At 37.1% G+C, this 23,649-nt stretch carries 25 protein-coding genes; 6 read left to right on the top strand and 19 right to left on the bottom strand.

Annotation, left to right across the window (positions count from 1 at the left end; all coding sequences use genetic code 11):
- Window positions 1–84 precede the first annotated feature (84 nt).
- The 3 genes from ald (at window position 85) to FEZ33_RS06930 (ending at window position 2,491) form a co-directional block, all read left to right on the top strand.
- Window positions 85–1,200 carry an alanine dehydrogenase gene (gene ald, locus FEZ33_RS06940; RefSeq protein WP_138404677.1) on the top strand — a complete coding sequence of 372 codons (1,116 nt, stop codon included), beginning with the start codon at window positions 85–87 and terminating at the stop codon, window positions 1,198–1,200.
- A gap of 243 nt (window positions 1,201–1,443) precedes the next feature.
- Window positions 1,444–2,079, top strand: a complete 636-nt coding sequence (locus FEZ33_RS06935) for a TetR/AcrR family transcriptional regulator (RefSeq protein WP_138404676.1) — start codon at window positions 1,444–1,446, stop codon at window positions 2,077–2,079.
- A 1-nt stretch (window position 2,080) separates the two neighbouring features.
- Window positions 2,081–2,491, top strand: a complete 411-nt coding sequence (locus FEZ33_RS06930; RefSeq protein ID WP_138404675.1) for a DUF2871 domain-containing protein — start codon at window positions 2,081–2,083, stop codon at window positions 2,489–2,491.
- A 70-nt stretch (window positions 2,492–2,561) separates the two neighbouring features.
- On the opposite strand, the gene FEZ33_RS12435 is transcribed toward FEZ33_RS06930, so the two are convergent.
- A complete protein-coding gene (locus FEZ33_RS12435) occupies window positions 2,562–2,720 on the bottom strand; it encodes a hypothetical protein (protein ID WP_171031315.1) in 159 nt (52 codons plus the stop codon).
- A gap of 281 nt (window positions 2,721–3,001) precedes the next feature.
- Here FEZ33_RS12435 and FEZ33_RS06925 point away from each other — a divergent pair, with 281 nt between their 5' ends.
- From FEZ33_RS06925 to FEZ33_RS06915, 3 genes are all read left to right on the top strand, one after another.
- The gene (locus FEZ33_RS06925) at window positions 3,002–3,424 is read left to right on the top strand and encodes a cupin domain-containing protein (protein WP_138404674.1); all 423 of its coding nucleotides are present in this window, start codon (window positions 3,002–3,004) and stop codon (window positions 3,422–3,424) included.
- A 148-nt stretch (window positions 3,425–3,572) separates the two neighbouring features.
- Window positions 3,573–4,250 carry an ABC transporter ATP-binding protein gene (locus tag FEZ33_RS06920; protein WP_138404673.1) on the top strand — a complete coding sequence of 226 codons (678 nt, stop codon included), beginning with the start codon at window positions 3,573–3,575 and terminating at the stop codon, window positions 4,248–4,250.
- Window positions 4,237–5,016: an ABC transporter permease gene (locus FEZ33_RS06915; RefSeq protein WP_138404672.1), complete on the top strand. Its 780-nt coding sequence runs from the start codon at window positions 4,237–4,239 to the stop codon at window positions 5,014–5,016. The genes FEZ33_RS06920 and FEZ33_RS06915 overlap by 14 nt, the downstream gene beginning before the upstream one ends.
- A gap of 41 nt (window positions 5,017–5,057) precedes the next feature.
- On the opposite strand, the gene FEZ33_RS06910 is transcribed toward FEZ33_RS06915, so the two are convergent.
- From FEZ33_RS06910 to pepA, 18 genes are all read right to left on the bottom strand, one after another.
- Complete coding sequence (locus FEZ33_RS06910; RefSeq protein WP_138404671.1) at window positions 5,058–5,666, bottom strand: hypothetical protein; 609 nt, start codon at window positions 5,664–5,666, stop codon at window positions 5,058–5,060.
- A gap of 92 nt (window positions 5,667–5,758) precedes the next feature.
- Entirely contained in the window at window positions 5,759–6,121 is a 363-nt protein-coding gene (locus FEZ33_RS06905; RefSeq protein WP_138404670.1) for a DUF488 domain-containing protein, read from the bottom strand.
- A gap of 181 nt (window positions 6,122–6,302) precedes the next feature.
- Window positions 6,303–8,249: a threonine--tRNA ligase gene (thrS, locus tag FEZ33_RS06900; RefSeq protein WP_138404669.1), complete on the bottom strand. Its 1,947-nt coding sequence runs from the start codon at window positions 8,247–8,249 to the stop codon at window positions 6,303–6,305.
- Between the two features lie 384 nt (window positions 8,250–8,633).
- Entirely contained in the window at window positions 8,634–8,837 is a 204-nt protein-coding gene (locus FEZ33_RS06895) for a hypothetical protein (RefSeq protein ID WP_138404668.1), read from the bottom strand.
- 11 nt (window positions 8,838–8,848) lie between these two features.
- Window positions 8,849–9,778 carry a primosomal protein DnaI gene (dnaI, locus tag FEZ33_RS06890; RefSeq protein WP_138404667.1) on the bottom strand — a complete coding sequence of 310 codons (930 nt, stop codon included), beginning with the start codon at window positions 9,776–9,778 and terminating at the stop codon, window positions 8,849–8,851.
- Window positions 9,778–11,229: a replication initiation and membrane attachment family protein gene (locus FEZ33_RS06885; protein ID WP_138404666.1), complete on the bottom strand. Its 1,452-nt coding sequence runs from the start codon at window positions 11,227–11,229 to the stop codon at window positions 9,778–9,780. Before FEZ33_RS06885 ends, dnaI begins: the two co-directional genes overlap by 1 nt.
- Entirely contained in the window at window positions 11,213–11,713 is a 501-nt protein-coding gene (nrdR, locus tag FEZ33_RS06880) for a transcriptional regulator NrdR (protein WP_138404665.1), read from the bottom strand. Before nrdR ends, FEZ33_RS06885 begins: the two co-directional genes overlap by 17 nt.
- Before the next feature lie 21 nt (window positions 11,714–11,734).
- Window positions 11,735–12,331 carry a dephospho-CoA kinase gene (gene coaE / locus FEZ33_RS06875; RefSeq protein ID WP_138404664.1) on the bottom strand — a complete coding sequence of 199 codons (597 nt, stop codon included), beginning with the start codon at window positions 12,329–12,331 and terminating at the stop codon, window positions 11,735–11,737.
- Between the two features lie 14 nt (window positions 12,332–12,345).
- Window positions 12,346–13,182, bottom strand: coding sequence for a DNA-formamidopyrimidine glycosylase (gene mutM / locus FEZ33_RS06870; RefSeq protein ID WP_138404663.1), 837 nt, complete (start codon window positions 13,180–13,182; stop codon window positions 12,346–12,348).
- Window positions 13,183–13,320: 138 nt separating this feature from the next.
- Entirely contained in the window at window positions 13,321–13,953 is a 633-nt protein-coding gene (locus FEZ33_RS06865) for an ABC transporter permease (protein ID WP_138404662.1), read from the bottom strand.
- On the bottom strand, window positions 13,950–14,717 hold the full coding sequence (locus FEZ33_RS06860; protein WP_138404661.1) for an ABC transporter ATP-binding protein: 768 nt from the start codon (window positions 14,715–14,717) through the stop codon (window positions 13,950–13,952). Before FEZ33_RS06860 ends, FEZ33_RS06865 begins: the two co-directional genes overlap by 4 nt.
- Window positions 14,710–15,360: an ABC transporter permease gene (locus FEZ33_RS06855; RefSeq protein ID WP_138404691.1), complete on the bottom strand. Its 651-nt coding sequence runs from the start codon at window positions 15,358–15,360 to the stop codon at window positions 14,710–14,712. The genes FEZ33_RS06860 and FEZ33_RS06855 overlap by 8 nt, the downstream gene beginning before the upstream one ends.
- A 127-nt stretch (window positions 15,361–15,487) precedes the next feature.
- A complete protein-coding gene (locus FEZ33_RS06850) occupies window positions 15,488–16,372 on the bottom strand; it encodes a glycine betaine ABC transporter substrate-binding protein (RefSeq protein ID WP_138404660.1) in 885 nt (294 codons plus the stop codon).
- A 516-nt stretch (window positions 16,373–16,888) separates the two neighbouring features.
- A complete protein-coding gene (polA, locus tag FEZ33_RS06845; RefSeq protein ID WP_171031314.1) occupies window positions 16,889–19,552 on the bottom strand; it encodes a DNA polymerase I in 2,664 nt (887 codons plus the stop codon).
- A 78-nt stretch (window positions 19,553–19,630) separates the two neighbouring features.
- On the bottom strand, window positions 19,631–20,965 hold the full coding sequence (gene murC, locus FEZ33_RS06840; protein ID WP_138404689.1) for a UDP-N-acetylmuramate--L-alanine ligase: 1,335 nt from the start codon (window positions 20,963–20,965) through the stop codon (window positions 19,631–19,633).
- A gap of 21 nt (window positions 20,966–20,986) precedes the next feature.
- Complete coding sequence (locus FEZ33_RS06835; RefSeq protein ID WP_138404659.1) at window positions 20,987–21,595, bottom strand: hypothetical protein; 609 nt, start codon at window positions 21,593–21,595, stop codon at window positions 20,987–20,989.
- Window positions 21,596–21,633: 38 nt separating this feature from the next.
- Window positions 21,634–22,263, bottom strand: a complete 630-nt coding sequence (gene ytpR, locus FEZ33_RS06830) for a YtpR family tRNA-binding protein (RefSeq protein WP_171031313.1) — start codon at window positions 22,261–22,263, stop codon at window positions 21,634–21,636.
- A gap of 29 nt (window positions 22,264–22,292) precedes the next feature.
- On the bottom strand, window positions 22,293–23,366 hold the full coding sequence (pepA, locus tag FEZ33_RS06825; protein ID WP_138404688.1) for a glutamyl aminopeptidase: 1,074 nt from the start codon (window positions 23,364–23,366) through the stop codon (window positions 22,293–22,295).
- Window positions 23,367–23,649: the final 283 nt, after the last annotated feature.

The raw sequence follows: 23,649 nt of genomic DNA, 5'->3' as shown, positions 1-23,649 counted from the left end.
TATCTTTTTCGCGAATCATGTTATACTAAATTTGTTGGAAATTTATAACTATGAATTTTAAAAAATTAGAGGAGAGAATAATTTATGATAATTGGAATTCCTAAAGAAATTAAACCAAATGAAGATCGCGTTGGTATGACACCTGGTAACGTGCAAACGTTAGTGGATGCAGGTAATACTGTGTATGTTGAAAAACACGCTGGTGACGGATCAGGTTTTACTGATGAGGAATATATTGAAGCTGGCGCAGAAATCAAAGATGACGCAAAAGACGTATGGGCCGCTGATATGGTAATTAAAGTAAAAGAACCTCTAGCTGAAGAATATGATTATTTCCACGATGGATTAATCTTATTCGCCTATCTACATCTTGCGCCTGAATTAGACTTAACTCAAGCATTATTAGATAAAGGCGTAATTGGTATTGCATACGAGACAATGGTTGAGAATGGTGCCCTACCATTACTTATCCCAATGAGTGAAGTAGCTGGACGAATGGCTGTACAAATTGGTGCTCACTTCTTAGAAAAACAAAATGGTGGACGTGGAATTCTATTAGATGGTCTACCAGGCGTGAGCAGTGCCCACGTTGTTGTTATTGGTGGAGGTATCGTGGGATACAACGCAGCGAGACTCTCAGTTGGTATGGGAGCTAAAGTAACAATTTTAGATATTAATCCACAACGTTTAGCTGAATTAGAAGACTTATTAGGTGGACAAGTTGAAACACTAATGTCTACTGAAGAAAATATTGCGAAAGTAATCCAAGATGCTGACGTGGCTATTGGTTCTGTATTAATCCCAGGACGTCGCGCACCAATCTTAGTAACTGAAGATATGGTTAAGACAATGAAAGAAGGATCTGTGATCGTCGATATCGCTGTTGACCAAGGTGGTAACTTTGAAACAACGACTCACGCGACAACACATAAAGACCCTGTATACATTAAATATGGTGTTGTTCACTATACAGTTGCGAACATTCCAGGTGCTGTACCACGAACTGCGACATTAGGATTAACTAACGTAACATTACGTTACGCACAAGAAATTATCAATAAAGGTGTTAAAGAAGCAGCTTTAGGTAACTCAACCATCTTAACAGGAATTAATACTTATAAAGGTATTCTTACTCAAGAAGGTGTTGCTGAATCTCAAGATCGCGAATATCAAGAAGCTAAAGAATTATTAAATGATTAATTTAATTCAAAAAACGTCATCCTTATAAGGATGACGTTTTTTTGCCTTACATTACCTACTGCGTCATTTAGAATGAGCATGCCGAAATATTCTTTTCATACTTTCAGATTCATGAAACCGATTTTTTATCACCTTCTGGGCCGGTATTATTCTATTTAGTGTCTATAACTCAAGTTATACCTTTTTTCAGAGTGACAGAGTGTCACTCTTATGCTATACTCTCATAGTGACACTCTGTCACTAATGAGCTATAGAGGAGGTTTTGATATTCCAAAAGATACTTTTTTACATTTAGATGCTGAAAAACGCGTACAGATTGAATTGATTTTATTGGATGTTCTTTATGATCAGCCGCTGAGTCAAGTGAAGGTGTCGGAAATCATTTCTTTAATGAATATGTCTCGGGGCGCTTTTTATAAGTATTTTAAAGATTTGGCTGATGCGAATGATTACTTAATATCAACCGTTGCACGCGCAATTCATATTGATATTATGCAGCACATTCAACAAAGCGAGGATGCCCTATTTGATGGGATTGCGAATTACTTGAAGGCAATTAGTCACCTCGATCATCAGGATATTCGATGGAAACAAATCAAATTCTTAACTGGAAGTGATCAATTAATATTCTCGAGACGTCGTAAAGTTCCATCTGAATCAAAGATGTTTGATCATTGGTTTTCGATATTAGAAAAGAACCACCTTGATATCTCAAATAAAAAAGAAGCAATGAGCTTTTTATACTTTGTCATGTCATTGGTTACAAATAGTTTAACTGAATATATCGCCAATGAATGGGATTCACAAACACTTCTCTTAGAATACAATCGAAAGATTTCTTGGTTACTTCATGGCATAAACAACACAAAAGGAGAGTAATATGCAACACAAATTAGCACGTACGAGTATGATTTATATGATTTTAGGTCTGGCTTTCGGATTATTTGATCGTGAATTCGCTCGAATTTATGACTTTACTGGCTACACTCAATTAGGGGTATTACACACACACACTTTAATTTTAGGAATGTTCTTTTTCTTAATTGTATTAATTCTTGAACACCAATTTAAATTAAGCGCACACCGCCATTATAAAAAATTCATTATGTTCTACCAATCCGGTTTAGGCTTATCTTTACTAATTATGTTAATCCATGGATCAATGATTGTGATGGGAATGGAATCATCTGCAATGATGTCTGGGATTGCTGGTATTGGGCATATTCTACTAACAATTGGTCTTGGCTTTTTCTTTAAAGTATTAATGGATAGTATTAAAGCAGTTAAATAGTTTTATTTAAGAAGAGCCCCCTTTTAATCCTCGTTTGGATTTAAGGGGGCTCTTAATAGCTTGCACCTGATTAATTCGAGTTATTTATTTGATCAATCTTTTCAACAGCTTCGGTGAAATAATTTTTTAGTTGATTAATTGTTTCGATCGTTATCAATAAACTCTCTTCTGGAATATCAATTGATTTTATAACTTCTTGTTTATATTGTTGATAATATCGATCTAACAACACATCACCCTCACTTGTATTGCTTATATAAGTGATTCATTTATCTGTTGTTGACTATTCTCGTATAACTATACCTTTGCCTTATAAGCTTGCCTTTAAATCTAGAAAACTATTCTTTCATTATGCCCCTTCAAATCATTACCTAATATAAATATATTTTGCTCCCTCAATACTTTTTTTATAAATAAGATTTATATAAGTTGACAAAATTTTATATAAACGTTATTGTCTATGTAACATATGTATTTTAGATGTGTAAACTATTACGAGGAGGATTTAATATGGAATTTGACTACAAGGACCATGGTAAAAAGCCGTATGTAATAAATATCGAAGATGCAACAAAGGAAAATAATAACTATCGTACGACAATTTGGACAGGCGAAAAATTACAAGTAACTGTCATGTCAATTCAACCAGGTGATGATATTGGTTTAGAAGTACACGAAGGCATTGATCAATTTATTCGAATTGAAGATGGTGAAGGCTTATGTAAGATGGGGCCAACTGAAGATGATTTAAATGTACAAATAAAAGTATCTGATGATGATGCTGTATTTGTTCCAGCAAATAAGTGGCATAATATCGAGAATACTGGAGATAAACCACTTAAGTTATATACAATATATGCAGGACCCGATCACTTAGAAGGAACAGTCCACCCGACTCATGAAGATGCAGAAAACGATCCGAATGAACATTAAATAAACAATCATTAACAAAGCAACTCTGATCCGGTGTTAGTTCATGACATTGGCTCAGAGTTTTTATATATATTTTTAGTACGTCTTGCATTGGCCTTTTAGAATGCTTACAATTAGGTTATATGTTTTTCAAAGAAAGGTGATTACCGTGTCAGAACTTATACAAATTAATAATCTAACAATAAAAACCAATTCGCAAACAATCATAAGTAACTTATCATTTGACGTTCAATCCAACGAAATTCTTACGATTAATGGCCCTTCTGGGAGCGGTAAAAGTACCGTACTCAAATACCTTGCGCAATTACAAAGTCCTGCCTTAACAACGTCAGGTGACTATTTATTCAAAGGTGAGAATGTCGAAGACATTGACCCCATTGAATTACGTCAAAATGTCTCTTATTGTTTCCAATCGCCAACCTTATTTGGTGAGACGGTGCGCGATAACTTACAGTTTAGTTATGATATTCGCGATATGGACTTTGATGAAGAGCTTGCGAAAGATTTACTTTCACATGTTCAATTACCGAAGTCGTATTTGGATAAAGACATTACAACTTTATCTGGTGGAGAAAAACAACGTGTGGCTTTAATTCGTAACGTTCAATTCCGCCCTGATATTCTCTTACTGGATGAAATTACAAGTGCGTTAGATTCAGATACTCGAAAAATCATCTGGGAATGGTTAAATCAATACCGTAAGGAAAACAATGTGACAGTGATTATAGTCAGCCACATTAAAAAAGAACAACAATTAGCTGACCGAATTATCACCTTAGATAAGATGGGCTTCGATGAAAGTGAGGATAATCATGAACCAGCTTAATGTAACCCCAACTTCTTTAGTTTTATCATTTATTTTAGTTATTATTGCGATTATCATTTCATACCGAGAAAAATTAAAACTTGAAAAAGAGTTAATTATTGCGATTGTCCGCATGATTGTTCAACTCGTTGTGGTTGGGTTCCTATTACAAGGAATTTTCCAAGTTAATAACACCTTTGTAACACTAGCGATGATGCTAGTCATGATATTGAATGCTAGCTGGAATGCAGGACAACGTGGTAAAGGATTGAAAAATGCTTTTATCAATTCTTTAATTGCGATCTTAACCACAGCGACGATTACGATTAGTGTGCTTGTTCTTTCAGGTAGTTTAGAATTCACACCCTCTCAACTTATTCCAATTACTGGGATGATTATCGGGGGCTCAATGAGTTCGATTGGTTTAGCCTTCACTACCCTATCACAGACGTTTACAGACCAAGCACAAGCCGTTCAAGAAAAACTGGCTCTTGGTGCGACACCTTATCAAGCTTCCCAATCGATTCTAAAAGCAACAATGAGTCGGGGGTCACAACCAACGATTGATAGTACGAAGACTGTTGGATTAGTGACTTTACCTGGCATGATGGCTGGTTTAATGTTTGCGGGAATTGATCCTGCTAAAGCCATTCTTTACCAAATTATGGTTATGTTTATGATGCTAGCCTCTACGGCAATTTCTACTTATATCGCGACTTACTTAACGTATCGTTCATTCTTTAGTGACCGAAACCAATTACGTACAAATCGAGTAAAAGATAAATAAAAAAATGAGTTAGTGAGAAAATCTCACTAACTCATTTTTTGTTATGACAATTCAGATGTATCGTCGTCTGCTTCTTCCTTGATTTCTTCTTCAGCTAATACAGTGATGTCTTCATTGACTATAGGTTCTTCTGTGGGTTCAGTTGTTTCTGCGACTTCTATTTCAGGTTCTGGTTCAACTTTTTTCGAATCACCAATCGTAACTTGCGCTAACTCTTCTTTTGTTTTCTTCATTTCATCTTGCATGAATACTGTTCCTAAACTAATTAAGACTGGTAATAGGATAAACAGTGTCGCATTTTCAAAGAATTTTTGCCAGTACAATGATGTAAAATCAAAGGCATTCTGAAACGCAGCAGTTTGAGCATTCATTGCTGATTCCGCAATCACTTCGTTATTCATTGCTAATTGCTCAAGCGCTAAAGATGTTGCTGCAAAGTTAATCTCTCTAGCTGTTTGAAAGTAAGCTGTGATGAAAGCGAAGATTGCTCCAATGAGTACGATAAAGATATATCCCTTATAATTGCGTCCATTTTCTCCCACTTCGCTACCAGATTGTTGATTAAACCAAACTGTAAAACGATTCCATAAGTTAAATTGGTTGATGAGTAAGATAACTAATATTACTATCACTACAATTTCAAAGACCATTTATTTTCCTCCTCAATTTTTTAATCTCTTTCTTTCCATTATAGCGATGTTATTAGTTAAAAGTAAAATGAAATTGATTGTATCGAGTATTTTTATAGATGATCCTCTGTCCATTCTTTTAATACAACAGCATTATTATTGTCCTTATCCTTAGCTGCATATAACAAAGTTACAGGACCATCATCTAATTTTTCTTTGACCAAAGCTAGCCAAGAATTTTTCTCATCATGATTGTTCAACTCTTCTTCATATTTTTCTTTGAACCATGAGAATTTATCCTCTTCATGATCAAAGTCTTTACGTAAGTCTGATGAAGGGGCCATGTCTTTAAACCACTCATCATGATGTAAGTCTTCTTTCTTAATGCCTCTTGGCCATAGACGGTCCACTAGTATGCGGTAACCATCTTGGTCTTTAGCATCATCATAAGCTCTTTTAATATGTATTTTCGCCATAATATAATCCTCCTTAAGTTGTTTAAAGCTGTATATAATTAGCTTAGCGCTAACTTAAAGTAAAGTCACGAGATACGCAAATTGTGGTCGGCACTTTAGTCCCTCACTTCCATGCAAAAAAGCTCAACAATCATGGTCATAAACCACAACGGTTGAGCTGTTCTGCTATTAACTATTTAAATTATTCAGAGTCACGACTTTTTGATGCGATATCTTTCTCAAGGTATTCAACAAACTCGTCGTAAGTCATTGTTTGAGAATCTTTAGAGCTGTATGGACGGATATTCACTGTGCCGTCTTCCACCTCTTGGTCTCCAATAACGATTTGGTATGGTACTTTAGACGTTTGAGCTTCACGAATCTTGTAACCTAATTTTTCGTTACGTAAGTCCATCTCAACGCGGTAACCTTTCGCTCTTAAATCATGGTAAAGTTCTTCAATACGGTCACCATGCGCATCATTACTTACAGGTAATAATACTGCTTGAACAGGCGCTAACCATGTTGGGAATGCCCCTTTATACTCTTCGATTAAGTAAGCAACGAAACGTTCCATTGTTGATACAACCCCACGGTGAATAACTACTGGACGGTGAGTATTATGTCCATCTTCACCGACATAGGTTAATTCAAAGCGTTCTGGTAATAAGAAGTCTAATTGAACCGTAGACATTGTTTCTTCAAGACCAATGGCCGTCTTGAATTGTACGTCTAATTTAGGTCCGTAGAAGGCTGCTTCACCAATCGCTTCAAAGTATTCTAGACCTAATTCGTCCATCGCTTCTTTTAACATTGCTTCTGCTTTTTCCCACATTTGATCGTCATCAAAGTATTTCTCTTTATCTTCTGGATCGCGGTAGCTTAAGCGGAAGCGGTAATCTGTAATATTAAAGTCGTTGTATACATCTTCAATTAATTTCAGTACGCGTTTGAATTCTTCTTTAATTTGGTCAGGACGTACAAAGATATGCGCGTCGTTCAATGTCATCTCACGTACACGTTGTAATCCTGATAAGGCACCTGATTTTTCGTAACGGTGCATCATACCTAATTCCGCAATACGGATTGGTAATTCACGGTAAGAGTGGATGTCGTTTTTGTAAATTAACATGTGATGTGGACAGTTCATTGGACGTAGGGCTAGCATTTCGCCGTCACCCATATCCATTAATGGGAACATGTCATCTTTATAGTGATCCCAGTGACCAGAAGTTTTATATAAATCTGATTTAGCCATGATTGGTGTATACACATGTTCATAACCTAAGTTAATTTCTTTATCCATAATGTAACGTTCAATGGTACGACGGATTGTTGCCCCGTTTGGTAACCAGAATGGGAGACCTTGCCCTGCTTCTTGATTAATCATGAAGATACCGAGTTCTTTACCTAACTTACGGTGGTCACGTTCTCTTGCTTCTTCACGTACACGTAAGAATTCATCTAATTCATCTTGTTTGAAGAATGCAGTACCGTAAACACGTTGCATCATAGTGTTATCTGAATTCCCTCTCCAGTATGCACCAGCCAGTGATAATAATTTAACCACTTTAATCTTACCTGTTGAAGGCATGTGTCCCCCGCGACATAAGTCAACAAATTCACCTTGTTGGTAAACCGAAATTTCTTCATCTTCCGGAAGTTCTTTAATTAATTCTTGTTTGAAAGCATCATCTTTGAAGATTTCTAAGGCTTCTTCTCTAGAAATGACGCGACCAACAATGTCGTGGTTTTCTGAGATAATTTTCTTCATTTCTTTTTCAATCTTAGGTAAGTCTTCTTCAGTGATTGGATCGTCTTTATAAGTATCGTAGTAGAATCCTGATTCAATCGCTGGTCCTACACCAAATTGAATCCCTGGGTATAAACGAGTTAACGCATGTGCTAATAGATGCGCTGATGAGTGACGCATTAATTCTAAAGCTTCAGGGCTTTTGTTTGTGATAACTTCAATCGCACCATCTTTAGTAATCGGTGTATGGTAATCAATAATTTCCCCATCTAGTTTTCCTGCTAAGGCTGCTTTTTTAAGTGATTTACTAATTGAATCAGCAACATCAGCAATTGTAATACCTGCGTCAAATTCTTTTACATTTCCATCTGGAAACGTTAATTTAATTTTGTCCATGACCATTCTCCTCTTTTTTTATAATATACAAAAAAATCCCATTGACTGAGCGTATACTCAATCAATGGGACGTGAAATTTAATACGTGGTTCCACCCAATTTTTTCCGTAGAGACACTAAATGAGTGTTCTATGAACTTCGTTCAAGCTTAACGGGCGTCTGCGTCTACTCCTAATATCGAAACCGAGTTCAGAGTAAAAGTATATGAAGGGGTCTTATATAAAGCAATGTAGGATGTCGCACCAAATCATCCCTCTCTGAAAGCATTGAGTTTACAAAGTTGTCTTCATGTAAAGTCGTTTATTCATTTAAGGGCTTTTCGCTTCCTAATGGCAGCAAAAGTTATATCATATTTATATCATAACTTTTATTGAATTACAAGTCCTATTGTCGCTTACCAAACTGAGAAAGCGTCACCAAGCCAGCACCTGTAATAAAAATACCCAGAAGCATTGGAAAGGCCAATTGTGTTTGTCCTTCTCTAAAATAATAGATGAATAAGACGATTACTTGAATGGCTAAGGCGATTCCAAAATAAATCATGAATAGTCGCTTTTGTTTGAGTTCTTCTTCAGGATTACGGTTCAAATCATCCCTCCTTATCTATTTCTATGTCTTAAGTTCTCTCCTGTAAGGGAGACTTCTTTTGCTAGGAAACGAATTCTTTCCATAATTCGCTTGGCTTTAATTGTTTCGTTACCACCATCTCTTGAGTGAGCTAAGTGGCTTTCAATCTCTTTTAAGTTAAAGTTCGACGAGAAGAATGTAGGTAATAACTCCTTCATACGGTATTCAAGAATGGTCGTCAATACTTCATCACGTACCCAAACGGTATTAGCTTCAGCTCCGATGTCATCAATAATTAGGATATCGACCGACTTCACATCTGTTAACACTTGTTGTGTTGAGTTATCCACAAAGGTTGATTTAATCTCCGTTGTAAAAGTTGGATAATGCATCATCGTCACACTTTTATTCAACTTCACCAGTGCATTGGCTAACGCACCCAGTAAATAAGTCTTCCCTACACCGAATTCCCCAGAAATGTATAAGCCTTGAGCACGATGTGGGTTCTTCTTGTACTCATCTAAAAAGCTGATCACTTCGGCTAAAAGTTGCTTACGCGACTCTGTATTGGCATAATACTCAGTCAAGGTTGCTTCTCTAACATCCGCAGACATCATTCGGTTGTCTAGTAAACTTCTTTGTTGCTGCTTCTCTTTGTTGTCATAGTAGGCCTTCGTTGGTACATATGACACATCGATGTAATTATAATTCAAGAACAAAACTGGTTTAAAACCAGGGTTTTGTCCTTGTTCTCCTTTTCTTATTAGATCCATTTCCCGTGCGAATTCATTCAATTTAGAAAGCGAATTTTCAATTATTTCTTGAGAAATGGCCTCTTCATGCTGGTTCACAAACGCTTTGACATCGGGATGATTTAAGACATAATCGACGGTCGCTTTATAATCTGCTTGAAACTTTGGATCTCTCGTAAACCGAGTCAGTATTTGATTAATTTTTTGCACTATGAATCACCTTCTTCCCCTATTAACTCATTCAGACGCTTACGCATCTCATCTTCACTATATTGCGGTTGAGATGCAGTTTGTGGACTCTCTTGTTGTTGCACGGACTGTTCCTTATCCTTCAACCAAGATGGAATAATCTCTTGATGCTGGGATTGTCCACGTTTCTTGTAATTCGAACGGTTTTCTCTTTGCTTCTGTTCGATTTCTTTCTTCTTGCGTTGTTCTTTCACATATTGCATCGCCTTAGGGATATCCGTTAATTCCTCTTGTTCCCATTCACTCGCTACACGTTGCAATTCGCCTTTATAAATATTCGGTCTGTCGTTAATCACTAAAAGATAGTAGATTAAAAAGTTCACAACATGTTCGTTTAAACGTGTTTTTTCTGCTAAATCTCTAATATAAAAATGTTCTGAATCGGTTGCGAAAGTTTTTTTGGCTTGCTTCATCTTATTCAAGAATGCATTACTCGGCATTTGTTCACACGAAATCACCAATTGAACCGCTTCTGGCGCTAATTCAGGATGTTGCGCTTTTAATTGTTGTCTGCGGTCTTCTACTTCTTCTTTCGAATACATTCGAGACGTTCGGTTCGACTTCGTCCTTGGCTCAAGTTGGTCTTGTTGCAAATTCGATTGCCAATTCGATTCAGCTTTTTTATTTTGTCTTTGAGCAATTTTCTTCAAGTCATTTAAATTTACATTTCCGGTAGTTTTATCCATAGCTAAGTATACTAGATTAGCTAACTCGCTTTCTGTATTGCCGTAAATATCATGGATCGCATAAATCTGTTTTTTCAATTCTTCAGATAATTCTGAATGGTTTATTCCTTCAGAAATTAAATAAGAAATAAAACGACTATATTCTAAACCGGGTGCATAATTATGCACTTTATCTGGTTGTTCGTCAATAACTTTTGTAGCAGCTTCATTGACTTGAATAGGATATAACGCCTTTTGAAAGGTGGACGTCTCCTCAGCATAACGATCCTCATCAATCGCTTCTACAGTTAAAAGTGTTGTTAACTCTTCGTAGTCTTTCTCGCCCAATTGATTTAATAAAGCTGTACTTAATAAAGCATCTTGGAAAAAGGCTTGATTGAGTAGGGGCAACTTTAAATCATAGAGAATTGTTTGATGTACGGGATTCGAATTTGATTTCATATCGCGATATGTTCGCATTAAACCGACGGCCTCGAGTTTTATCCGTGCTTCGTTCAATTCTTTAATACCAATGTTCAAGTGAAGTAGTAAAATTTGATGACGTAATGATCTGCGACTATCCAAGTGAACAGTTGTTGGCATTGACATTAGCGTTAAGTATAGACCCATACTTTCTGGACCGATAATTGGTTGATATAAATGAGTTAAACTTTCTAGATAATTAGCTGAAATATCTGCTTGCCCTTTTAAAACAAAGGGTTGAAGCGGATTAATGGTTAGGCTCATCTTGATCTTGACCTTCCTCAATCTGTGATCCATGCTTACCTGCCATAGATTCTAATTCTTTCATGAAACTCTCACGCGATTGGAATTCACGGTAGACACTCGCAAAGCGAATGTAGGCAACCTCATCCAATTCCATAAGAAGAGGCATGACATATTCCCCAATACGGCTTGTTTCGATCTCTTGGTCAGCGTCATCTCGAATGGACTCTTCCACTTGATTCACAAGTTCATTCATCTGCTCCACCGCAATCGGCCGTTTTTCCGCACTTCGAACAATGCCTCGCATTAATTTATCTCGATTAAATTCTTCACGCGTACCATCGCGTTTTACTACTAGTAATGGTGATTGCTCGATCCGCTCATGAGTATTGAAACGAAAGCCACATTGTAAACATTCTCTTCTTCGACGAATGGATTGACCCTCTTCTGCCGGACGTGAGTCAATCACTTTGGATGACTGACCCTGACATTTAGGACATTGCATTGTACATACCTCCTTAAGTAATTACTTGTTATTCTCTGCTTTTAATAGTTGATCGATTTGTTTATGAGTCTCTTCAAGTGTGTTTGAATTATCAATCACGATTTCGCTCCATTTGGCCTTATCTTGAATCGATATTTGATTGCTAATAAGTTGGCGTGCATCTTCTTCACTCATTAGATTCCGCTTCATTAAGCGTTCTAATTGAATGTCTGGGGAGACGTATACAAGCCAGACAGCATCCGTTGGAATATCTATATCCACTTCATAATACAAAGGAATATCCACAAAGATCAGTGAATGGCCTTCTTCTTTATATGCTGCCATTCTCTCTTTGGATTCTTTAGAAATTAACGGATGTAAAATCTGATTGAGTTTCTCTTTACTCGCTGCGTCATTAAACACAATATTGCTTAAAGCTTTTCTGTTTAACGTTCCATCTTCTTGGATAATACCTTCACCGAAATTTTCTTTCAGACGGTCTAAGCCGATAGTGCCTTTTTCAACCACAATACGACTAATAATATCTGTATCAATCACTGGATACCCTTGTTGAATTAAGTACTTTGAAACCGTGGATTTACCAGTTGCGATACTTCCTGTTATAGCAATAGTTTTCATGCGTTTATCTCCTGTTATAATCTTTGGCAAACGGTACAAAAGTGCGTCCCTCTTTGGACTACGCGGATTTTCTCAATGGGAGTTTGACACCGGACACAAGGCTCTCCGGTCTTACCATATACTTTTAATTCGTTCTGATAGCGTCCTGCTTCTCCAACAGTATTGCGGTAACTTCGAATCGTTGATCCACCAAGTTCCACTGCCTTACTCATTATATTAATTATAGCATGATACAAGGTATTGATTTGTTTATCTGATAGTTGGAATCCGGCTGTTTGTGGGTGAATCTGCGCTTCGAATAGGACTTCATCCACATAAATATTTCCTAAGCCAGTTACTATCTTTTGTGATAACAAAGCCGATTTGATAGGTTGCTTTGACTTCTCTAATTGATCTTTGAGGTCCTCTAAATGAAACTCTGCTTCCGTTGGTTCTGGACCAATCTTTCGTTCGGCAAAGAATGCTTCAATTAAATATTTTGGAACATACTCCATTCTACCAAATTTCCGTACATCATTATAATGTAATTGGCTCTTATCATGAAACTCAATGATGACATGCGTATGTTTGTCTTTTGTTAGTGGTACTTCCTCTTTTGGAAAATAAAAATACTTTCCTTCCATCCGCAAATGAGACACTAAATAACCATCAGGAAAACGGAATAATAAGTATTTACCTCGTCTGTCCACCGATAATATGGTCTCATCAATTAAGGGCAGAAGGACATTTGGATTCTCTTCAAATTGAACAACAATTCGCTTCCAAAAGACGTTAATATTTTTAATTTTTTTACCTTTGACTAATTTGTCTAAACCTTTTCGATTTACTTCAACTTCCGGTAACTCGGGCATGCAAGCACCTCTTTCTACATATGATAATTATAACAAAATTTCTATATACTTTGGACATAAAATACCGAATTATATTAAAATACCCAAATGCTTTCACATTTGGGAGTCATCAAGTAATTTCAAACTTTTATAAGCAAATTAACCTTCCACTTCATAATTTCTTAACGCAAATTTTTCAATTTGTATTAAGATAAAGTTGCACGCAATACATAATAAAACCGTCAAAATCATCCCCCAAAGAATTTGAACCATGTCTTGTGTTCTTAAACCTGAGAAGAGAATCGTTCCTAAGCCTCCAGCATTAATTGTCGCACCAATGGTCGCAATTCCGATACTCGAAGTCATGGCAAGTCGAATCCCACTAAAGATTGCCTTAGAAGAAAGTGGCAGGTAGATTCGAAAGAATAATTCTTTATCCGTCATTCCCATCCCGATAGCTGCTTCCACAATCATAGGGTCAATTTCTTGTATTCCTGTACTAAAGGTCCGCAGCAAAATATATTCACAGTACAATGTGAGGACAATCATAGCCGTATCTGCGCCTAAGCCTGTCACAGGAATTAATAGCGCAAACAAAGCATAACTTGGAACGGAATATAAAGCAGAGAAAAAGTAAGTCAGTCGCTTTAACCATCTTTGGTTATGAATTAAAGTGTAGATAATCACGCCAGCAATCGCAATGGCGATGAGTAATGAGATGGTCACAAGTTGCAGATGTGTTACTGTCGCATCAATAAGACGGTCACTATATCGAACTAAGTAATCGATCATATTAACTCACTCCATAATGATTCTTCTTCGCGAACCGTATCTAATAAACTATTCACGAATGCACCTTTTGGATTTTTTATAATATTTTGAGGCGTATCATATTGTTCAATGCGTCCTTTATCCATAATCATTACGCGATCGCCGAGTAAGAAGGCTTCATTGATGTCATGTGTAACGAATAGGAATGTTTTACTGTCTAATTCTGCATGGATTGCTTTAATTTGTGACTGCAATTCTTTACGGGTAATCGCATCAACAGAACCAAAAGGCTCGTCTAACAACATAATTTGAGGATTGGCTGCGAGTGCACGTGCCACGCCAATACGCTGTTGTTGACCACCGGATAATTGCTTAGGATATCGGTGTGCATATTCGGAATACGGCAATTGAATTAAAGCCATTAGTTCAGTTACGCGTTCTTTAATCTTCTCTGGTTCCCAGCCAAGTAATTCTGGCACGGTAGCAATATTCTTTTCAATCGTAATGTGTGGGAAAAGTCCAATTTGTTGAACAACATAGCCGATTTGTCGGCGCAATTCGATTAAATCATACTCTTTGATTTCTTTATTATTGATTTCAATTTGACCACTGTTTGGTTCGATCAAGCGATTGACCATTTTTAAAGTCGTTGTCTTACCTGACCCAGATGAGCCAAGAATCGTTATGAATTGACCTTCTTCGATATCAAAAGACAAGTCTTTAATGATTTCTTTGTCATCAAAGGATTTGTTGATGTTTCTGAATTTTATCTTAGCCTTAGCCATAGTTCTCCCCCACTTTCTCTATTAATAAATCCATTAAAGCCATACTTAATAGTGATAATAATGCCACTGTTCCCCCACCGATGATTAATAAATCCATTCGGTAAAGTCCAAGCCCGGTGAAGATTAACGTTCCCAGTCCTCCAGCTCCGATATAGGTTGCTAAAGTTGCACTGGCAATAATTTCAACTAAGGCTAGTTTAATTCCATTTAAAATGTAAGGCGCTGCAAGTGGAATTTCAATCCGGTTACGTAATTGTTTCTGGTTCATTCCAATGCCTCGGGCCACTTCTAAAGTGATCGCCGGAATTTCATTAAAGCCAAGAATCGTATTCATAATAATTGGCGGAATGGCTAGAAAAGTTAACGCAATCAGTGCCGGTAATTCTCCCACCCCTATGATTGGTATTAAGATGAATAACACCGCTAGACTCGGTATAATTCGCAGTAATTGCGAAGACGTTGTTAAGACCTCACCTACCTTCTTATTTCGGTAACTAATATAACCTAAGGGTATGCCGATACATATCGCAATAATTAAGGCTATTAGACTTAGTTTAATATGTTGGACCAAGTATCCGGTGAACTCACTGGAGTCCGTTTGAAAGTATTCTATCATTTGATTTAGCAAGCAATTCCCTCCAATTCTAATTTGTTGTCGCATCTTCTGTATAGTTTACAGGATTTAGACACTTTTCCCAAAATATTTGTTTCCAATAAAAATACGCAAGTAGAGAGCTTTCTTCTACTCGCGTAAAATTTGTGTGCTTGGTTTATTGAATCGAATTATAGTATTCTTCCGCAACTTCCATATAGTCTCGCCCATCAATATCAACGCTAGCATTCAAATCTACAACAGATTGTGTATCAAGTGTTGCGTTAATGTCATTAATAATTGTTTTAATATCAGGGTTTGCTTCGAGTATATCTTGGCGAATAATCGGCACTAAATTATAGGGTGGCCAGAAGTTTTGGTCATCTTCTAATACTTTATACATATCAGTATTCGATAATTGCCCTTCAGTCGTGTAAGCAGGTGTCGCATCTGCTTCATCACTACTTAAGACTTGATATTTTAGGCTATTATCATAGACAGTGATTGATTCAAAATTGAATTCACCGTAGACTTCCTCAAGTCCCCCTAAGCCGTCTTCTCGTTCTTCAAACTCACCTTGAGACGCAAAGCGAATGTTTTCAGCATTTGCTTGTAAATCACTGATTGTATCAATACCGTATTCTTCAGAAGCAGCAGTTGTAATTGCGATACCTTGTGAATCGTTCGCTGGCGCATATTCAAGTGTCGTTAACTCGCCACCTTCTTCGTAAGCATTACGAATTGTTTCAGCAACACTATCAGGATCTGTATCCATCGGTAAGTTGAAGATACTTAATAAGGCTGTCCCAGTATATTCTGGATACAAATCAATTTCTGCATTTTCAATTGCTTGAGGTATTACTGAACTTGCGATATTTGGTACGCGCTCTACTGAGTAACCATTCTCTTCTAAGGCTAAGGCGTAAATTTCACTCACGATTAGACTTTCTGTGAAATCTTTTGAACCAACCTTAATGGTATCACTTGAAGCACCTGATGTACAACCGACAAGGACCAAACTGACTAAGACGAGTAAGGTAATAATATTTTTTGCTTTTTTCATACTTCGACTCCTTTTATGAAATTAGGTGATTGGCGTTGAAATTTTCGCCACTTTCACCGTAGAGACTGTGATCAATTTCAATAAACAGTAATTTAATTATAGGATAATCCTAGCTATCAAGCAATTGATTGAACTTCAGGAGGAATAAATTTTGCTTGTACTAGTTAAATGGCGTAGCTGGAACATTTGTTACTATTCTCCCGGTTAAACACCGCAGCTAGAACAATTATTTTTTATTCTTCCAGTTAAACGCCGCAGCTGGAACAATTATTTTTTATTCTTCCAGTTAAGCACCGCAGCTGGAACAATTTGTTACTATTCTTCCGGTTAAACACCGCAACTGGAGCAATTATTTTTTATTCTTCCAGTTAAACACCACAACTGGAGCAATTATTTTATATTCTTCCAGTTAATCACCGCAGCTGGAACAATTATTTTTTATTCTTCCAGTTAACCACTCATATAAACATCAAAAAGACCCCCACCCCATAAAGAGTAAGAGTCTAGTATTCAATATTATAGTTCGTACCAATTAATCCCTTGGTTATAATCGACTTCTAAAGGTACGTCTAAGTTTGCAGCGTGTTCCATAATTTCAGGTACGAGCTCACTTAAGCGTTCCATCTCCTCTGCAGGTGCTTCTAAGATTAACTCATCATGCACTTGTAGTAAGATTCTAGCTTGAAGCCCTTCATCGTCAATGGCTTTTTGTAGACGAATCATCGCGATTTTCAAGATATCTGCTGCTGTTCCTTGAATTGGCGAGTTCATTGCTGTACGTTCTGCAAATGAACGAATATTAAAGTTACTTGCCTTAATGTCAGGTAAGTAACGACGGCGATGGAATAATGTGCTGACGTAGCCATCTTCTCGAGCTTTTTCAACAATGTCATCCATAAATTTCTGAACGCCTGGGTACATTTCAAAGTAACGTTCAATGAATTCTTTCGCTTCAGGTCTTGGAATATTTAAGTTTTGTGATAATCCGTAATCACTAATTCCATATACGATTCCGAAGTTTACAGCTTTAGCTTGGCGACGTAAGTTACTATCAACATCTGACGTCGATTCTAAATTGAACACACGTCTAGCAGTAGCCGAGTGAATATCTTCACCCGCAATAAAGTCATTCGTCATATGCTCTTCTTGACTGATGTGTGCAAGCACGCGAAGTTCAATTTGCGAATAGTCGGCGCCAAATAATTGCCAACCTTCTTCTGAAGGAACGAAGGCTTGACGAATTTTACGGCCTTCTTCTAAACGTACCGGAATATTTTGTAAGTTTGGATCTGCACTACTTAAACGTCCTGTTTGCGTTAATGTTTGGACGAATTTCGTATGAATTTTCCCATCTTCTTTAATATATCCTGGTAGGCCCGCTAAGTAAGTTCCTTGAAGTTTACTGATAGAACGGTAATCAAGAATTTCTTGAATAATGGGATGCTCATCTAACAGTTTTTCAAGAACGTTGGCAGCTGTACTGTAGCCTGTTTTTGTCTTTTTAATGACTGGCAAGCCCATCTTGTCGAATAAAATTTCTCCTAACTGTTTTGGTGAATTCACGTTAAATTCTTCACCCGCGTGTTCGTGAATACGTGCTTCCATTTGTTTTAAACGTTCGATTAATTCTTCGTTCTTCTCTTCTAAAGTAGCGCCGTCTACTTTAATTCCGGCAATTTCCATTCGAGCTAGAACACGTGCCACTGGCACTTCGATGTCTTCGTATAGATCATCCATCTCTAAATCAACTAGACGAGTACGTAATGGCTCTACTAACGCATCCAATGCCATAGCTTTACTTGCGACATGATTTACCGTTACATCAGTATCTTCTGGTAATTTTCGTTTCGCACCTTTTCCGTAAACCATCTCGTCTAGCTCTACGTTCACTGGTACTTCTAGTGCTCTTACGACATTCGCAATCTCGTCCATATGATTCGCTTCAACGAGGTAAGCCGCAATTAAAGTATCAAATATGATTCCTTTTAATTGAATCCCATAATGACTTGTTAAGACTTCATCTCGTTTTGAGTCGAATAAAATTTTATCAACGGATTCGTCTTCTAGCCACGCTTTAAAGTTAGTGTCATTTAAAGCCACAGATGCTTCAGCAACATAAACCGTATTCGCAACTTGATCATACCAAGAAACATATAAAACATCATCAAAATGATAATTGTCCCCAATAGTTTCAAAGTATACTGCTGTTTGTTTAGGTAGAATATTTTCTGTGATTACATCTACAAACTGTACGTCGTATTCAAGTTGTGGTTCGTCCGATTCAATCGCTGTGATATCGACATCTGACGTCGCTTGAAGTTCAGTCAAGAAACTATTAAATTCCATTTGACGGTAAAATTCAACGAGCTCTTCAATATTCTTCCCTTCATAAGTGATGTCGTCAATCCCAATTTCAATTGGCGCTTCCAATAAGATTTCAGCTAACTCTCTACTCATGAACGCTTCTTCTTTTTCATTGGTTAAGTTTTCTTTCATCTTAGATGGTTTTAACTCATCAAGACGCTCATACAATTCTTCGACAGAATGATATTCTTTGATTAATTTAATGGCCGTCTTCTCACCGATGCGTGTGACACCTGGGTAATTATCCGATGGGTCTCCCATTAGACCTTTTAACTCAATAAACTGCTTTGGCGTCACTCCGTATGTTTCCATCACTGTCTCTGGCGTATAAGCTTCTAATTGGCTCACACCTTTGCGGGTAATATACACCGTGACGTTATCTGTGGCGAGTTGAATTAAGTCTTTATCTCCAGAAATAACAATAACTTCATCATCCGAATCTGCTTGATGCGATAGTGTTCCAATCACATCATCCGCTTCATAATGCAAGATATCATAGTGTTTCATTCCGTATGCATCTAATAAGACTTTAAGATAAGGCATTTGTTCTTTGAATTCACTTGGCGTTTTTTGTCGCCCGCCTTTATACTCTTTAAACATATCCGTTCTGAATGTCACTTCACTTTTGTCAAATGCGACTAATATGTGTGTCGGTTGAAATTGTTCCATGACACTGTCTAACATTCGATGAAAACTATAAAGTGCATTCGTGTGTAGACCTGATTTGTTCTTAAAACGGTCTAAATCTAAGATTGAATAAAAAGCTCGAAAGGCAAGACTACTTCCGTCAATTAACATAATTTTACGTTGACTCATTGAATATTCCTCCATCTTTAATTATTAAGCACAAACAGCCAACGAATTCTAACTCGTTGGCCGCTTGTTGTTTCTATTCTATAATCGGTTCGGGCTTAAGTTAGCATATGCTTTCTCAAATTGACGAGAAAGTTCATCAATGTCTCCTGCGCCCATGAACAGGAATACTGCATCTTTATAACCCATTAATGGTGATAAGTGATCCGTTGAGATGATTTCAACATTTTGATGGATTAATTTCGCAAGGTCTTCAATTGTTACTTCCCCATTCGCTTCACGCGCTGAGTTAAATATCTCTACAAGATATACTTTATCTGCTAAAGAAAGCGACTCTGCAAACTCATTCAACATCGCAACCGTTCTAGAGAACGTATGGGGTTGGAAGATTGCGACAATTTCACGATTTGGGTAGCGTTGTTTTGCTGCATCAATGGTTGCTGTAATCTCAGATGGATGATGTGCGTAGTCATCAATGATTGTTAAATCTTGAATTTGACGCGCAGAGAAACGGCGTTTAACCCCACCAAAAGTAGCAATATGCTCTTTAATATCTTCTGCTTTGAAGCCTTCTAAGTAAAGCACTGTAATGACTGATAAAGCATTTAAGATATTGTGCTCACCATATACTGGGATCGCAAATCTTCCAAATACTTCTCCGTCAATCACAACGTCGAATTCAGAACCTTCAACAGTACGATCAATATTTTTCGCATTTACACGCGACTCTTCAGTGAGTCCGTAGTAATAAATTGGCCCATCTGACTTTAAATTCGGTAGATATTCGTCATCCCCACAAGCAATAATTGCTTTATTCGCTTGATTAGAGAACGTTTGAATCGCTTCAAATACATCCTCAATTGAGCGGTAGTAATCTGGGTGGTCGAAATCAACGTTAGTAACAATGGCATAATCTGGTTTGTAAGCTAAGAAATGACGACGGTACTCACATGCTTCTAAAGCGAAGTATGTCGCTGTCTCATCACCAAACCCAGTCCCATCACCAATTAAGTAACTTGTCGGTGCAAGGTTTTTTAATGTGTGTGATAGTAAGCCCGTTGTTGATGTCTTACCATGTGAACCTGTCACTGCAATACTTGTATAATTTTGAATTAAGCCACCGATAAAATCATGGTATCGATAGATTTCTAGACCTAATTCTCTGGCTTTAACTAATTCTGGATGATCATCATTAAATGCATTTCCAGCAATAATTGTTAAATCCTCTGTAATATTGTCAGCATCGAATTCTAAGATAGTAATGTCTTGATTCTCTAATTCCTGTTGTGTAAAGAAGTATTTCCCTACGTCACTTCCTTGAACTTCAAAGCCTTCGCCATGAAGAATCAGCGCTAATGCACTCATTCCAGACCCTTTTATTCCAACAAAATGATATTTATGTTCTTTATTAATCATATTCATATATTTTATTGCCTCCTAGTCCTCAAACAATAAAAAGTTGTTTTTAGATTTTTGCAATCTTTTAGCTAGTAATCTTGTATTCTCGTCTACTTGTCGGTTGCTTAATTTTTGTTTCTTATATGGTTTTGGTAATTCAGTCGCTTTGAAAGGTCGCTCTTCAAATGGATTGTCTTCAATTTGTTCTTCTTCATCTTGAACTTCATGAGTATTTGCCACTTGTTTCTTAAATGAAGGTTCGTAATTGGACCTCAGAGACGGTTTAGTTGCATCCCAGTTACTGACTACCGTTGATGTTTCATCATCGCTTGATTGAGTTTCTTCTAAGCTCTGTTGCGTATTTAACGATGTCGTCTGTTTATTTTGCTTCTTCAAAAAAGGAATCTCATAATGTTCCAGTCCACTTTGTTGAGTTGTCTGTTTTGGTTCACGAAGTGAGTCCTCTTTTGTTTCTTTCGCTTCAACCGGCTGATTATCTTTGGGTTGTTGCTTTTTCTTTTGTTGATTCAGATAGGCTGGTTCAAACTTAGATTTACCAGAATCCATTCCTTGAGTTGGATGAGCGAAGCGTCTTTTATCTGACTGACCACTTCGGTTGTTAAATGCGGGTCCTTCGTATTTTTTCATTATTACACATCCTTGACTACTAGTTTAATCAACTTTTATTACTTGTATGAAGCGACAACTTCTTCAAGGCTCATTCCTGGCTCAAACGAGTCTTTCAACTCCCAAATCCCTGGTAAATCCTCAATATCAGTTAAACCCAATTCGCGGGTTGAACAAATCATACCAAAACTTTCAACACCACGTAATTCTCCTGGCCAAATAATCATACCGTTTGGCATCGTAGCCCCTGGGCGTGCGACAAGGACGTTCATATCTTCAGCAATATTATCTGCTCCACAAACAATTTGTAAAACTTCTCCGCCGACATTTGTTTGTGTGACTGATAAGTGGTCGCTATCCTCGTGTTTTTTACATGATTCAACGTATCCTACTACGAATTTAGGTTTTGAGTCAACCTCTACTTCAATGTCAAAGCCTGCTTCTTTAATCTTGTCATTAACTTGAGACACTTGTTCTTCAGTTAAATCAACATTCCCATTACCATTTGGTTTAAATGTTTCAGAAATATTAAATAAATTAATTGACATTACTTGGTTATCTTGAGTGCTATCTCTCACAATTGTCACACCATTATTTGATTCTGTTGATAAATGATTCTCGTCTGCTTTCCCTCGAGTTAACATTAAGACATCTCCAACACCTTGTTCATTATAAAATGCAATCCACATAATTATTATATCCTTTCTTTCGGTCGATATTAAGTATTTTGAACTAACGTTTCGTAAGTCGTACGATCAAATGTCGTGACTACAGCTTCTAGCATTGCTTGTGCCGCTTCATAATCAGAAATTCTAAAGAGTGATTGATGACCATGAATATATCTCGCTGGCACACCAATAACTCCACTGATGACACCATCATTCATTGTGTGAGCAGCACCTGCATCTGTTCCACCTTTTGAGAAGAAGTATTGATACGGAATATTGTTTGTCTCTGCCGTATCTAATAAATATTCACGTAAGCCTTTGTGAGTAATCATTCCTGGATCTTGAACACGTAGTAAGAAGCCTTCGCCTAAGCGACCTTGAACATCTTTCTTACCTTCAGCATCAGCTGCTGGCGAGCAATCTACAGCTAAGAATAAATCTGGTTGGTAACGGTGAACCGCTCCACGAATACCACGTAAGCCCACTTCCTCTTGAACTGACGCGCCCATAATTAATTCTGATTTAAGTGATTGACCTTGGATTTTTTCTAATGTATCTAAGATTACAGCACTTCCGTAACGGTTATCCCAAGCTTTACTAATGATTGATTCATTATTCGCTGTACGAATTGTCTCTACATCTGGCACTAAGCTATCGCCTGGACGAACGCCGTAAGACATCGCTTCTTCTTTGGAAGTAAAACCAGCATCAAATAAAATATCTGATGGTTTGAGTGATTGAGCTTTGCTTCCACGTAATAAGTGAGGCGCTACTGCACTCGAGACACAAGGATAGTTTCCTTGTTTCGTTTGTAAAGTAAAACGTTGTGCGGATACAGCGTAAACGTTCCAGCCACCGATTGGTGTCACTTTAAACGTTCCGTTATCGTTAATTTGGCTTACCATGAAACCAACTTCATCCATATGAGCTGCAACCATTAATTTAGGTGCATCTTCTGTTGATGATTTTTTAATTCCAAAGATATTTCCTAAGCCACTTATCTCAACTTCGTCAACAAGTGGTGTTAATTTCTCTTTGAGGTAAGCTCTTACTTCGCCCTCATTACCGGAAATTCCTTGTAATTCAGTTAATTCTTTAATTCGTTTAAATTGATTATCATTAATAGTCATGCAGTTAAACTGCCTCCTTCTAATATAATTTATCTGTAAACAATCCCTCTAATTGTTGCACAAATCGCGTCAAATTGCAATTTATAAGTAGCTATTATTACACTGAAAATTCTCTCATCAAACCAGTCATTATACACATTTTATATAATGCCTGAATAATTCATACTTCTAAATTTTTCGATTAAAAATACATTTTTTGTCGTAATTTTGCTTTGGTTCTAAAATTTATATGTTTTTTGAGATTTTACAGAACATTTTTATCGAGATTCGATTTTTA

Source organism: Ruoffia tabacinasalis, from assembly GCF_005864045.1.
GTDB lineage: Bacteria > Bacillota > Bacilli > Lactobacillales > Aerococcaceae > Ruoffia > Ruoffia tabacinasalis.
The sequence above is the reverse complement of the archived record's forward strand: the minus strand, read 5'-3'. Positions and strand labels throughout refer to the sequence as shown.